General features: G+C 57.6%; 8 protein-coding genes. All 8 read right to left on the bottom strand.

What is annotated here, in order from left to right; all coding sequences use genetic code 11:
* Window positions 1–5: 5 nt before the first annotated feature.
* Genes FHS82_RS15755 through FHS82_RS15720 form a run of 8 tightly spaced genes read right to left on the bottom strand, consistent with a single transcriptional unit; the run spans window position 6 to window position 12818 of the window.
* Window positions 6–2774, bottom strand: a complete 2769-nt coding sequence (locus tag FHS82_RS15755) for a DNA methyltransferase (protein ID WP_065846579.1) — start codon at window positions 2772–2774, stop codon at window positions 6–8.
* A gap of 17 nt (window positions 2775–2791) precedes the next feature.
* Window positions 2792–4681: an ATP-binding protein gene (locus FHS82_RS15750; protein ID WP_065846578.1), complete on the bottom strand. Its 1890-nt coding sequence runs from the start codon at window positions 4679–4681 to the stop codon at window positions 2792–2794.
* On the bottom strand, window positions 4671–6527 hold the full coding sequence (locus tag FHS82_RS15745; protein WP_065846590.1) for an RNA/DNA-binding domain-containing protein: 1857 nt from the start codon (window positions 6525–6527) through the stop codon (window positions 4671–4673). The genes FHS82_RS15750 and FHS82_RS15745 overlap by 11 nt, the downstream gene beginning before the upstream one ends.
* A gap of 4 nt (window positions 6528–6531) precedes the next feature.
* Window positions 6532–7161, bottom strand: a complete 630-nt coding sequence (locus FHS82_RS15740; protein ID WP_065846577.1) for a DUF4276 family protein — start codon at window positions 7159–7161, stop codon at window positions 6532–6534.
* The gene (locus FHS82_RS15735; protein WP_065846589.1) at window positions 7155–8333 is read right to left on the bottom strand and encodes an AAA family ATPase; all 1179 of its coding nucleotides are present in this window, start codon (window positions 8331–8333) and stop codon (window positions 7155–7157) included. Before FHS82_RS15735 ends, FHS82_RS15740 begins: the two co-directional genes overlap by 7 nt.
* Before the next feature lie 11 nt (window positions 8334–8344).
* Complete coding sequence (locus FHS82_RS15730; protein WP_065846576.1) at window positions 8345–12085, bottom strand: DUF6079 family protein; 3741 nt, start codon at window positions 12083–12085, stop codon at window positions 8345–8347.
* Window positions 12082–12603 carry a BREX-3 system P-loop-containing protein BrxF gene (brxF, locus tag FHS82_RS15725; RefSeq protein WP_065846575.1) on the bottom strand — a complete coding sequence of 174 codons (522 nt, stop codon included), beginning with the start codon at window positions 12601–12603 and terminating at the stop codon, window positions 12082–12084. Before brxF ends, FHS82_RS15730 begins: the two co-directional genes overlap by 4 nt.
* Window positions 12600–12818: a helix-turn-helix domain-containing protein gene (locus FHS82_RS15720; protein WP_065846574.1), complete on the bottom strand. Its 219-nt coding sequence runs from the start codon at window positions 12816–12818 to the stop codon at window positions 12600–12602. The genes brxF and FHS82_RS15720 overlap by 4 nt, the downstream gene beginning before the upstream one ends.
* Window positions 12819–12970: the final 152 nt, after the last annotated feature.

Genomic DNA, 12970 nt, shown 5'->3' with positions numbered 1-12970 from the left:
ACGGATTATGCTCCGTCTTCGGAGCGCGTTAGCGCCATGTCATATAGGGTGAGCAGCCGCTCATCCTCTTGCAGTGTCTCTTCCGGCAGCTTGTGAGCGATCCCGAGGATGGTGGCATAGTCCTTCGCCGCCCAAGCCGCGTTAAAGCCAGCGCGGAGCACCTCCAGCCGCGTTTCCTTGATCTTGCGCCCAGTGAACGCCTTATAGATCTCGAACTCCTTGAGCAGGGCCTTTTCGCGCTTCTTGTCCAGATCCTGCGCCTTGTTCGGATCGGGCACATACCAGCGGTCTTGCGCGCGGGCGTTGAGGCGCGGGTCGGTTTTCTCGAGGCCACGCAGATCGTGGTAGTTGGTGGACAGATAGCGGTGAATCTGGCTGGGCACCTCGCCTGCGCCATCGAAGCGAAGGAAATTGGCTTCCAGCAGTGCCGACAGTTCCGGCCGCGCCTCGTGCTTCTTCCAGCCCGCGCCGAGCTGTTTGATGAACTCGGGGTGGATGTCCTGATAGGTGGACGGCCGGGCTTTAAGGAAGTCCGCCACCCAGTCGATAGCGCTGCGCTCGTCTGATACGAACAGTTCCATCTGTGGCGCCTGGGCGGCCTGCGCGCGCTTCTTGTCGTATTCCGTCACCTGCTCGGGCAGGAAGACCATGCCGTCGCGCTCTGGGAAGCGGCTGCGGATACTGATCTGGAATTCACTATTCGATAGCGGTACGGGCGCATCATGACGCACGAACCACGCGACCATGCGATCATAGATGCGGCGAGGGTCACGCTCGATTATGAACTCTAGCTGGCCATTTTTTACCTTAGTGACAGATAGTTGTCGTAGGTGCGTCTGTACGAAATCCCAAGCCGAATCCACTGTCGCACCGCTCTTTTCGAAGCGATCTTCCAGCCCACCGTTGGGCTTGTAAGCAGAGATTACCAAATCCTGCTTGACCGTATTTGGCGACATAACTTGCTGGAAGCTGCCTTGCTTCTTATCCAGTGCTGTGACTTCAGCCACCACAAAGCCGGTCTGCTGCAATGCTACTTGAATGGCGTTCCAGACAGCCGCTTTGCTATTGGAAAACACCACCGTCATCCAACGCCCAGGCTTAAGTACGCGAAAATACTCTGCGAAGCAGCTGTACATCAGATGCTGATATTCAGGGATTCCCTTCTGTCGGACGCGATCGACAATGGCTTCAGGCGTCGGGTCGGTCTTCACCCCGTGCCACGACTCAACGAGGAAGTTCAAATCAGAATAGTAGATATTTTCACCGAATGGTGGATCGGTGAAGATGTAATCTACGGAATCGTTTGACAGCGGCATGCTTGCCGCCGTGCCTGTAGTGATTGCCGCTCCGCCAGAGTCGACTTTCAGCTTAAGAAAGGCTTTTCCAAGTCGATCCAACTTGCCATCTAGGATGTACCAAGGGCTGCATTCTGCCTGTTGCGAAGCGACGTAATACACACCACTCAGATATTGATTTACCTGAGAAAAATGCGTGGGGGTATACCTTGCAAGGATAGACAACCCCCAGATTGCCTGCTCGACCATAAATAGCAACATATGTCGCGTGCGTGGGTCCAAATTGGACTCGGCCTTCTCCCAAAGCAATGCCATCGCTTGCGCTGCTCGCGGCAGAAACATGAAGTGAACCGCGGCCGAGTTGGTCGTTTTCATCCGACCCACACGTGTCATCTGCATATCGGGAAACCGGTCCACAGGCAGGTTTTTCGGCAGCGGGAGCCTCGCAATCTCCGCAATCCGCTCCAAGTCAGCGTTGTCCGGTTTCTTAGCGTAGGCTGTCCTACCAAGCTTGTATGCAATGAGTGCCGGCACGCGCTTGGGCCGCTTGTCGGCCTGCCCGGTTGCCGGGTCAATGAATGTCTCGAACTGCAGATCCATCTGCTCTTTTTTGGCCTGCGCTCCGCAATGTGGACAGGTCAGTACATCTGCGACTGTCTTGGTCACCTCATCTAGGGCCGCATCGGTGAACACGATCTCGCCTGCGCACGAAGGGCACGCCAGCACTTCGCTCCACACGGTGTAGTCAATCCGCGCTTTGGTCGTGCCGTCACTATGCAGTGTTTCGTACATCCAGCCGATGTCCTGCTCCACGGCCTTGAGCAGTTGCGTACCCGCCACGGCAAAGGCATCGACATCGAAGGGGATGTTGTAGTTAGCGCCGATGAAGGTGGCGGCAGGTGACAGGTCGTTCAGCACAGCACGTCGCGCTCCCCATTCGGGCGCGGCGCGGCCTTCCTTCTTCCAGGCCATTTCCAACTCGTGCCGGTAGCTGGACGGGGCTGTGCCGCACCATTGTGCGGCCACCCCGGTCATACCTGAGCCGGAAAAGCCATCCAGCACCACATCGCCCGGCCGGGTGTAGTGCAAGATAGACGGCACAATGGCGAGGTGAGGCACTTTGGTGTGGTAGCCGTGCGCCTTGTAGAGAGCGTCGGTCTTGCCGACGCTCACGTCGATCGCCAGCGGCTCGCGGCTGTATTTCACCGCCGAGTCGTAGGGCTTGCCATAATGCGCCACGAACTCCGCCAGCCACGGGTTCGGGCACGCCGTGTAATAGGGCGGATCGGACATGGCGAGGATGGCCGCGTCAGATCCTTTCGGAAAACCATCCTGCTTACGGAAGGCCGGGTCGAGCAACTTCTCGGCCAGCAGCTTCAGGAAGTGCTCGCGCCGCGCGTCGTCGCTGGCAAAAGTCTGGCCGAGGCATTCGACCGGCCCGCTTGCTCCGCTGCGATGGTTTTGCAGTAGATCGTTCATATCAGCCTATCTTTTCTTTATTCCTCGCCAGACGATTTGGCGTCGCCATGTTCGTCAGCGTATTTTTTCATGCCTTCCCGCAGGATCTCCAGGAAGGTGTGGTTCCTTCCCTCAGCGTCGGCAATGATTGCGTCGAAGGAGACCACGAATGTGGGCGTTGGGATGATGCGCCCATCCGGATGCGGTGTGTCGAATTCCTGATAGTAAACCCTCCCTTTTGAAAAGAAGGGCGTCCACTTGAATTGCCTTAAGCGGAATGCGGTCGCCTCATTGACGTCCATGATCGCGTAGTACCAGACTCGCTGAATGTTTGGGCAATGCGCGACCAGCTTGCCCGCTCGGTCGAGCAGCTGGTTCACGGCGTAAAAATTGTCCTTCTCGGCATCCGTTTTCTTTTTGATCTCGACCACCACAACATCGACGGGTGTGGTGTCGCAGGGGTCTGCGGAGAAGATCATCGCGATATCTGGCCTGCCCGTGTCCCCCACGCTCTCGTCGTCAAGGCGTATGGCATTGATGACGCTGTCCATGCTCTTTTCGCTCAGGATTGTCCTGAAAATCATAAACTTGTCATCGAGAAGCCAGGCATTGTTCTGGTAAATTTCAGACGGCATTGTGCCTTGGGAATATTCCCTGAACCTTGGTACAATCAGATTGTGTATCTCCGACTCCGCGTTGCCGCCGGTCATTTCCTTCATCCGTGTAATAATCTTATCGCGGTAGAGAATATATTCAGTCAGGGTGCGCGATGACATTTCCAGTGATTTTTCATAGGTCGCGTCACTGAGCTTTTCGCACTGGAGGATTTCCTTCTGCTCTTTGAAAAAGCGCTGCTGGGCTATCGACAGCGCATCGTCCCGATCGATCAGACCGACAGTGTCGTCCTCAAAAAAACCGAGAAGGTGAGGAAATTGCTCCTCAAACGTCTCTTTGATTTTTTGGTTCTTCTCAGTGATCTGCGGAATTTTTTCAGCCAGAACCTTTCCGAGCTCCCGACGAAGCACACGGTAAAGCTGAGTCTCGGGAGTGCCCCCCGGCAGCACGAGCTTCTGCCGTGAACTGTCCGCGTTCGAATGAAAAAGCTCTGACTCAAAGAGGAAAACGCAAAGGTAGCCGGGCGGAAATGACGATGGCGGAATGAGGTTCGCCGCGATCGTGCGCCCATCGATGCTGAACGCGACAAGCGAACTGCCTTTTCCCGAAACAGCTTCGATATGATAATGCATATCGATCGCCGATATTGCATCCAGGGTGCTATCCTTGATCGTTACGGTCGTCATCGACGGCAGATCATTGACCGTTATCTCGGTGCTGTCGGTGAAAAATTCCTTCTGCGCGTTGCTTTCGCTTGTTTTCAAATTGATTGATATTTTGAACGGCTTGGCCTCACGCTTGCGTGCATCAAGCGTCGGCAAGAACTGCTCAATGATGAGCGGCTTGAGCGCGTCCGGCTTCAAATCATCATAGGATTTGACGCGTTCTTTAGCGAACCCGCTAAACACAAGCGTCGTCTTGGCCTCCTGCTGGTCGGCAAGAAGCTCAAGTGGCGCATTGCCATCGAAGTCGTTCTTGAATGTGAAAGTTCGGCGCCAGTTATCGCGGCGGCTGTCGATCTCCACGCGGTTAAAATAGTTCAGGAATACTAAGCGGCCGATCCCTTTGTGGAATTTGTCTCTCGGAAGAAGCAGCTTCTTGAAGCGATTAAAATTGTCGTCCGTGAACCCATCGCCGTTATCCGAGACGGTGACTTTCAGCGTCTCAGGCTTGTCAAATGCCTGGACATCAATCTCGATAGACACCTCGGTGGCGCCAGCATCCAGGGCGTTCGCCAACGCCTCGAAGTAGACCAGCGTCAACGACGGATTGGGGAAAAACAGCCTGATTGCACCAGCCGTTTCAATGTCCATGTTCGTCCCCAGGCTTGGCTGCGGTCTGTTCGCGTAGCAGCTTGAGCTGGATGCCCGCGTCCGTGAGAACATAGCGCTGCTGCGACGAGCGTGGCTTGTCGGGAATGGTTGGGCGCAGTACACCGCCGGACAGGAGCGGCTTCATGTGAGCGGCCACGAAGTGTGGGCGCTGGCTGTAGCCAGCGTGGGCCATCAGTTCCGCCAGCGAGCGTGGCACATCGGCGAAATCGACGATGCGCCATTGCACCTCGGTCAACCGATCAAGCGACCGATCAAGTCCGGTGTGCTCCGTCGCAACTTGTTCGGTCACTTGATCGGTAGCGCCTGCCATCACCGTTTCCGCGCCAGTCAGTTGATTTTCCGGAGTATCTTCGGCGGCGAAGCGGGTGCGCAAATGAGGGACCAGCCGCCAAGTGTGGGCCGCTTCGCCGAGCGGTTCCGTCAGCACTTGCACAGTCAGGCGCTGCGCCAGATCCAGCGCCTGCGCGCCGGTAAGACCCGTCAGCGCCTTGATGTCTGCTACATCGACCTGGCCGCTGCGCAGAAGGAAGGCAAACACCGCCGCCTCGTGCTCGGACAGGCGTGCGCCCAGGCTTGCCTGCGCGAGAAGCTGGGCTTCGGTGATGAGCTTTACCTTGCACAGGCGCAGGCGGAAGCTTTTTTCGGCCCTGTGGTTTTCTATCTCGGGCGGCAGGTAGCCCAACTTACGCCAGCCATCGAAGATGGCGCGCACGCCGGTGCCGCCTTGATCGGACAGACCGATGCGTCGGAAGGCGTTGACGATGCTGGGGTTGCGAACCTCCTTGTCGCCCGGATCAAGTAGCTGCTCGCGTGAGGCAAAGGCGTCGCCAGGATTGAAGAACTCGGTCTGGTCACGAAAGAGGCGGATGACTGGAACGCGGGTGGTGTCGCCGAAGTCCTGGTGGATCAGCAGATTGATGGCGGCTTCGCGGAAGGAGATATAGTCGGGCGGATCGTCGTCACGCCGCAGGGTGGCTGCGTCCACGGCGAAGGGGCGCTCGCTGTGGCGGAAGTAGAACTCCACGATGGCCTGCCAGGCCTTGATGAGGTTGTCCTCAACGGAAAGGCGGTCGGCCCAGCGGACGGCGGAGTCATATTCGGTGCTGGTATTGCGGTAGAGTTGTACGTCCGTGACCATGCGCGGCAGCACCTGCCGGACGTACTCGCCGCTGCCCAGCACCAGAATGGCGGCGCGGGTGGGACGCAACACGCCGCCTTGTTCGACGAGGAATCCCCACGTCCGCAGGAAACTGGTGTCATCGGTGGCGGTGTCTTTGCCAGGGTTGCTGGCGGCAAAGCGCGCGCGATACCAGCGCACGGAGGCTTCATCGAAACAACGGCCAATATCCACGTCCAGCGTTTCGGCATCGTATCGGGTGTTCGATGCGTCGCGGATGTAGCGCAGCAGCTCGTCGCCCGTGCAGGTATCGTCACGACCGCCACGGCGGATGTAGGCTTTTTTCGGATTCCCATCGATATAGACGGGCTTCTGCTGCCGTGGGGCTTCGGGGATGTAGAACGCCAACACAATGCCTTCCGGCAAGTCGTGCTTTTTCGGCTCGATAGGCAGGAGAACGCTGACCTTGTTGGTATCGCGTACTTGGCCGAGGAAGGTGTTCTGCATCTGATCGGCGTCGGTCACGCCGGTGACGGTAAATGTGCCGTTGGTCTGCTTGACGCCGAACACCAGATGCCCACCCTCCGTGTTGGCGAAGGCGCTGACAGTCGAAAGCGCGTCCTTGGGCACAGCCCAGGTCGCTTCCTTGAATTCGATGTCGTTCCATTCGATGGATTGGAGCGTGGTGACGAGGTCGTCTTTGGTCATGCTTTCAGGCATCCATTTTTTTGCGCAGCTCGTCCACGAACCGCTTGGCCCACGGTGATGCCTGCGTGACCTTGGCGGGATCGATCTTCGTGAGCAATTTGAACGAATGTTCTCCTTTGCCGTAAGCGGTCTTAGTTTTGCAGCTTTTGGTCGCCTGCCCCAAAGCGTTATAAACCTGTTGCTTTGCAATGCTTTCCACGGCGTTGTTGGCCGCTGGCAAAGCGCTTTCTTTGAAGCCTTGGCCAAAGAATGTCTTGAGAGCATTCCTGTCGGCGAGGAACCAGCTTTCCATGATTTGCGCCATCAAGTGGCAATCTGTGTCGGGAGTATTCTGCGGTTTGTCCCAGCCGTCACCTGTTCTGGTTTTCAGGTGAGCCCACGGTTGCCAGGTGTCAGACGTTCCCTGCTGGTTCTGAGCGGTGATGACGTCTTCGCTATCGACGAGCAGAATGGCTTCTTGGCCGCCGGCAATTGCTGTACAAAAGGAATCAAACGCATCGCGCCTGCTGCCGCAGGCCACAATCCGTGGGCGGTTTTTTATGCCAGCATTTGTTACGAAGGTTGTAAACCCTTCTCGGCAGGCGGTTTTCAACGCGGCCGTGTCGCCGCCGCCTTCGACGTAAAGCTTTACCATCTGGTACCCCCGATCTCGCCGCGTGTCCACAATTGGCCGAGACGGTACTTCTCGAGCCAAGGTTTGAGCTTTTCGGCATCTAGCCGAGTCAGGTTGGTTCCCTCCGGGCCGCGCTCAGCGACGACAACCGCCTCGGGTTGATCCGACATTGCATCGACCAACACATCAGAGTGTGTCGTGACAATTAATTGCGTCCTTTCCGCTGCCTGCTTGAGCAGGCCCGCCAATGTCGGCAGTACATCAGGGTGTAGGCCGAGCTCCGGTTCTTCGATGCACACTAAAGGGGGCGGGTTCGGATGGCACAGGATGGACAGGAGGCACAGATAACGCAATGTCCCATCCGACAAACGAGTCGCAGGGACGGTGTACTTGCCTTCCTGAAAGAACACCTGAACGGTGCCCCCTTCAATTTGCACGTCGAAGTCATCAATGCCGCCATACAGTGCGCGAAGGGAATCGAGCAGCATGTTTTTGACGGCTGGATCTCGGCGCAAACGATTCAGCACAAGACCTAAGTTTCTCGCATCTGGCTCCAGATGATCGTTCGGAAGATCGGCCTTCTGCGGCAATCTAGGCGTGGTGTAACGTCCGAAGCTCCATTCGCGATATAGACGTATTCTGGCGAATGTGTTCCCAAGATAGGTAAGCTCAGGGTACTGGTCGGGGTCTTTTCGCTGAGAAAGAATTGATGCTGTCGGATCTATATCTTCATGACGCAGGCGACGTTGCTTGCCTTTGATATTTAGGACACCATGACCATTCTCAAAGCGATAATAGAAATAGGGCTTGGGATGCCCTTCGTCCGGCTCGGAATTTTCGACGCGCTCGTCCATTATTTCAAAGCGCTGTCCGACTTCGGCAAAGCTCAATACATAGCGAAGATCAATTGATCCTTTCGGATTTGTCAACACTGCATCGATTGTTGCGTGTGGTGTCTTGGTGGCTCCTTTCCACAGCCAATCATGCACACCGCCGCCGTCACGAATGGCTGCAAGCAAGCTAGTTTCTTTCGCTGAGCTCGGCGTAGAACTGAGAAGGTCGATAGCTTCGATTAGATTGGATTTGCCTGAGCCATTGGGGCCAATCACAACATTGAGTGGACGAAGGTCCAAAAATTGCTTGGTTTCGCCAAAGCTTAGAAAGTTGTTCAATCTTAGGGATTTGAGGAGCACGACGCTTTCCTTCATTCGATCACGAACCGCAATTTGGTGGTGTCCTTGCCCTTGCCACGCTCACTGATGAGCGCATCGAAGCGTTTGCGCAGCTCATCCGGCGTGGCGGGCGAGCCTCCTTGCAGTAGGGCTTGGCGCAGTTCGTCTGCCTTGATCGTGATCTTTTCCAGCCCAGACAGTGCTTCCTGTACGGCGTTGGCGAAATCGGCGGTGATAGGCTCCGGCAGCTTGCGCGCGGTGAGGAAGGCATCGATCAGAGCCCTCGATGCGGGCGGCAGAAGGCCTAGGCTGTCTTGCGTGAATGGGTCTTCCAGATTCTCCAGCAATGTCTGCTGCCAGCTGGCTTGCAACCGGTCCAGATCGTCGTCCAGCTTGTTCAGGCGACTGGCGGCAGGCAGCAGTTCCAGTTGCTCGGCGGACGGCCGGAATTGGCAGTGGGGGCATACCGGCGTTCTGAGCAGCGTCGGCTCGTCCAGCGCGGAACAGCTTTTTAGGCTGTTGAGCGCGTCCTCGAAGCCGGTGAGCTGGCTGGTGGGCATTAGAGAGACGCCTGCCAGCACGCGCAACGACAACAAGCGGTCGTCGCGGCGCAGCGCATTGCGTGTCTTTTCTTCGGCAACACCGAGCCGGGCCTTGCTGTGGCTGGCGATATAGGCGGTGACGTAATCCTTCTTGAGCCCGGCGAGAGTCTGGCGGCCTTCCCCGAGGATGGCGACGGCACGTTCCGCGGTCCGGTCCTCGGCCAGCTTGTCGAACAGGGCTTTGCGCGCTGCTTCGGCCTGCTTCACCCAGTCGTGGTTGGGCTGCAAAATCATCTCCGCCTGCGACAGGTAAGATGCGGCACCCCCCAATTCTCCGACCAGTTCCAACAAGCGCTCGACGCCGGCGAGCACGTCCAGGTTCTTCTTTTGGATGTCGATGTCTTCGAGCGTGGTGCGCAGGTTCTTGAGCTTACCGACAGTGTTGTAAGGCGACAGGGATTCCGTGAATTTTTTGAGCACATCAAGCCGCGCATACCAGTCCTTGGCTTCTTCCTCGCGCAGCAGGTTCTGGCCCCAGAAGGCGAGCTTGCCCTGTTGGAGATCGGAGCCCGCCCTGAGCACACGCGGCACCAGGGCGCTGATTTTTTCCTGCAATGCGACAACGGGTTCGGTGTCGCCTTGGCTGGCCTTCTGCGCCAGGCCGGAGGGCAGGTCGAGTAACTCGAACAGCGCACGCAGCACCGCGAGGTTGATTTCCTTGGGCGCCTCGATGTGCTTGAACTGCTTGAGTTCGTCGAGCGAGCGCTCGGCCAGCAAGGAGAGCTTGCCGGAGTCGATCTTGTCACCGGAGATCGCGAGCACGATGTCGCCGGAATAGGTTAGTGCGCCCAGCACAACGACCAGCAGATCGGGCTCGAGCCGGTGCTTGGCTGGGGAGAAGTACTCTATATCAGTCGCGCCGATGATGAGTTCGTTGCGATTGAGCACCTGCCCATGGCCCTTGGCCTTGAGACGGTTCAGCACTTCTTGAGCGTAGCGGGAGCTGGCCGGGTCAATACGTTCGCCGTCGAGCATTTCTAGCGCATCGAGTACCGCGGTCGCATCCTTGGTGCGCGTGCCGCCCGCCAGCGCGCGCAGCGTACTGGCGATCAGGGATTTGCGATTGGCCTCGGTGACGAGCACCGGAAACTTGGGATATTCGGGCGCGATGTCGGCGAAATGCTGGGACAAAACCAGGCCCGAGACGATGTTCACAATGTCGCGGAAGTTGATCCGTTCTTCCGGCCCCAAGCGCGCACGGTCGCGCAGCGACACGCCTTTCGCCCAGTCTTGCAGCGTCTTGGCCTTGCCCTGATAGGTGACTTCAAACGCGGTCAGCTGCTTTTCTTGCAGCCACTTGCTCATGGCGCGCAGAGCGTCCTGTGCCTTCGACTGATAGACAGCCTTCGCACCGCCACTGGCGGTGGAACCCAGGTCGAGCGAGGCAGCGTATTGGGACAGATAGCGCCTGTAGTCCTCATCAAGCGCTTTCAAGCGAAAGAACACTTCATCCGGCTGCTGCGAGTAGGTGCGCTGCCCCTTGTCGAAGGGCTGAATGAAGTAGATGTAGAAATCACGCTCGGGCTGCGCGGTGGGACGGTCATTTGGTCCCCCGAAGAACAAATAGCCGAGACGCTCGACGCGGTGTTCCTGCCATTCGATCTGATATTGCCAGATCTGGAAGCCGGGGTAGCGAAGATCGTCGCTGCACTCCATCAGCGCCTTGACGGCGCTATAGTAGGCGCGGTCTAGAGCATCGTCTGACAATGCTTCGGCGCGCTTCTCGATCTGGGCGTCGTAGTCGACGTCCTTTTTGAGATCGAGATAATACTGCTCTGTGTCGGCGGCCTTGGAGATGAACTGGCCGTTGACGGTCTTTAGCACCTCGCGCATTACCGTCTGAACCATCGACAGAAGGTTCTCGGCGGGCTCGCCGGGCATCTCCCCGACACCTGGCTGGAACAGGCACAAAGAGTCGCGCAGTTCAGCGGCGGTGGGACCAATCGGGACGTGGATGTCGCCACCGGTGGTCAGGCGATGCACAGCCAGGCCGTTGACGACGCGCAGCGCCATTGGCTTGTAGGCTGGTCGCGTGAATGCCTGCTGGATGCGTGATTCCAGCACTTCGGAGACGCGCAACACCTCCTTAATGTTGGGATCGGCGCGCAGCACCTGGTTGCTCTTGACCGTATTCCAGAAACTTTCGTAGGCGATCAGTTGTGGCCGGTCAGTTGGCACGTCCTGATCGAGAATGGCCTGCATTGCGGCTTCAATGGTCTTGAGCGCACCACGCTTTTCAGTGAAGTGAATCTGCTCGAAGGTCTTAAGGTAGTCTGGGTGGACCGGAAACAGCCGAACATACTCGTCCATACGCTCGTTCATCGAGCCATAGAACTTGGCGAATGGCTTTAGGTATTCGCGAATTTTGTTCTGCTGGTCGGCGGACTTTTTGAGTAGCCGCGCGGATACAACGAAGCTCACGTCTTGGCGGTCGATCAGGATTTGCGTGAAGCGTTCATTGACGCGACGGATGCTGTCGGCCACGTGCTGAAACCGTCCGCTATCGAAGATGGCCTCCTGCACACCCGCCACGAAGCGGAATTTCAAATGCTTGGCGACTTCGCCGATCTGACGAAGGATGGCCAGGTCGAGAACCAGTTCATGATCGCGACGCGATTGCAGGTATTCGAGAAACTCGTCCACCACGAGCAGCAGCCCTTGGTTGGGGAACTTCTCGCCGAACGCGGCCATCATCTCCTCAAAGGAGTCCTTATTGTTAAGTTCCTGGTCGGCGCTCGGAAAGGTGAAATCGACGCCGAGTTTCTTGAGATAGCGTTCGATCTGCTGCGTGATGATTTGGCGCAAGGGCATTTCAAGACCACCGACCTCAATGCGCAGCACCTTGAAGCGGCCGGCGATGGACGAGACCGCGTCGATCACCTTGGGGTGTCGGATCATCTGAGCGTAGGCCGCGTCCTCGGCCACCAAGGACAACACCGACATCAAGTGGGACTTACCGGTGCCGTAGTTGCCGACAATGAGCACGCCCTTGTGGTCGACAGATTCGTCGAAGCCGAGCTGCGGCACCATGAGCTTGGCAATGCGCTCGGCCATGTCGTCAGAGATGACGAAGGTTGAGACGAGCTTCTTGGCTTCGTCCGGGCGATCGGCATCGAGCAGTTGAACGACCGACTCGATTTGCTCGAACTGAATGAGATCTTTGTACTTCATGCTCTTGACCTTCCGGTCCCTTGTTGGCGTTGCGCCGTTTCAAAGACGACGACGCCATCGCGGGTGTAGTCGCGGTATTCGGGATGTCCCATCTCGGCGTAAATCAGCCGGTCGTTGCGTATTTTACCCGGCCATGCCGCGATTACTCGGCGTGAGTGTGCCAGCAGCTTGATGACGTTGAGCGGATTGACCTTCAGACTCGGCTCAAAGAGTACTTCGAGGTTGTCGAGCAGCAGCGGAGCGTCACCCTCCACGCCATCTGTGACTTCGCGCAGCAGTTCGTTCGTCGAGAACGCCCGATCGGAAACGGGGGTGACCGCCAAGCGGCGTCCCAGCGTCACCCCGATGTTCAGGGGCTCAGCATGCAGCCGTCGCGCCAAAGCGCGCAGGAGGCGCGTTTTGCCGCTGCTGCCGGCCAGCAAGATCAGCTTGCTCTGGAGATCGTTGATTTCCCCGATGAGCCGTTCAAGCGCGGGGAGATTGGCCACCTCTGCTGACGATGCGAACGCATGGGTCATGGCTTTTCCTCGTCCGGCTTGGGCCTTTCTTCGTGCGTCCCGATGCGGGCGGCGATCCATCGTTCCAGCTCGGCGCGGCGGAAGCGCCATACGCCGCCCAGTTTGAAAGCCGGGATCTGCCCATTGGCCGCGAGGCGATAGACCGTGCGCCGCCCCGCCTTCAGGTAGGCGGCGACCTCCTCGATCGTGAGGATTTCATCGGGCTGTTCAATCATGGGGCCGCCGGCATGTGATGGTTAGCTTGTGCTATTTTGGCATAAGTTGGCAAGCATCGGCAAGCCCGATGTCAGCGATTTTTGTGCCCGCGAAGCTAGCGAACCATTAGATCGAGAGGCTGTCATGCTGCTGCAAAGGCTGCCTGCTGAGT

Origin of the sequence: Pseudochelatococcus lubricantis, assembly GCF_011762225.1 — a bacterium.
Classification (GTDB): Bacteria; Pseudomonadota; Alphaproteobacteria; order Rhizobiales; family Beijerinckiaceae; genus Pseudochelatococcus; species Pseudochelatococcus lubricantis.
This window is presented reverse-complemented; position numbering and strand designations above follow the sequence as displayed.

Bases quoted from the DNA above. Each gene is read 5' to 3' on its own strand.
- FHS82_RS15740 (WP_065846577.1), bottom strand. From the start codon at position 7,161: ATGGTAAAGCTTTACGTCGAAGGCGGCGGCGACACGGCCGCGTTGAAA.
- FHS82_RS15745 (WP_065846590.1), bottom strand. From the start codon at position 6,527: ATGACCAAAGACGACCTCGTCACCACGCTCCAATCCATCGAATGGAAC.
- brxF (WP_065846575.1), bottom strand. From the start codon at position 12,603: ATGACCCATGCGTTCGCATCGTCAGCAGAGGTGGCCAATCTCCCCGCG.
- FHS82_RS15755 (WP_065846579.1), bottom strand. From the start codon at position 2,774: ATGAACGATCTACTGCAAAACCATCGCAGCGGAGCAAGCGGGCCGGTC.
- FHS82_RS15750 (WP_065846578.1), bottom strand. From the start codon at position 4,681: ATGGACATTGAAACGGCTGGTGCAATCAGGCTGTTTTTCCCCAATCCG.
- FHS82_RS15730 (WP_065846576.1), bottom strand. From the start codon at position 12,085: ATGAAGTACAAAGATCTCATTCAGTTCGAGCAAATCGAGTCGGTCGTT.
- FHS82_RS15720 (WP_065846574.1), bottom strand. From the start codon at position 12,818: ATGATTGAACAGCCCGATGAAATCCTCACGATCGAGGAGGTCGCCGCC.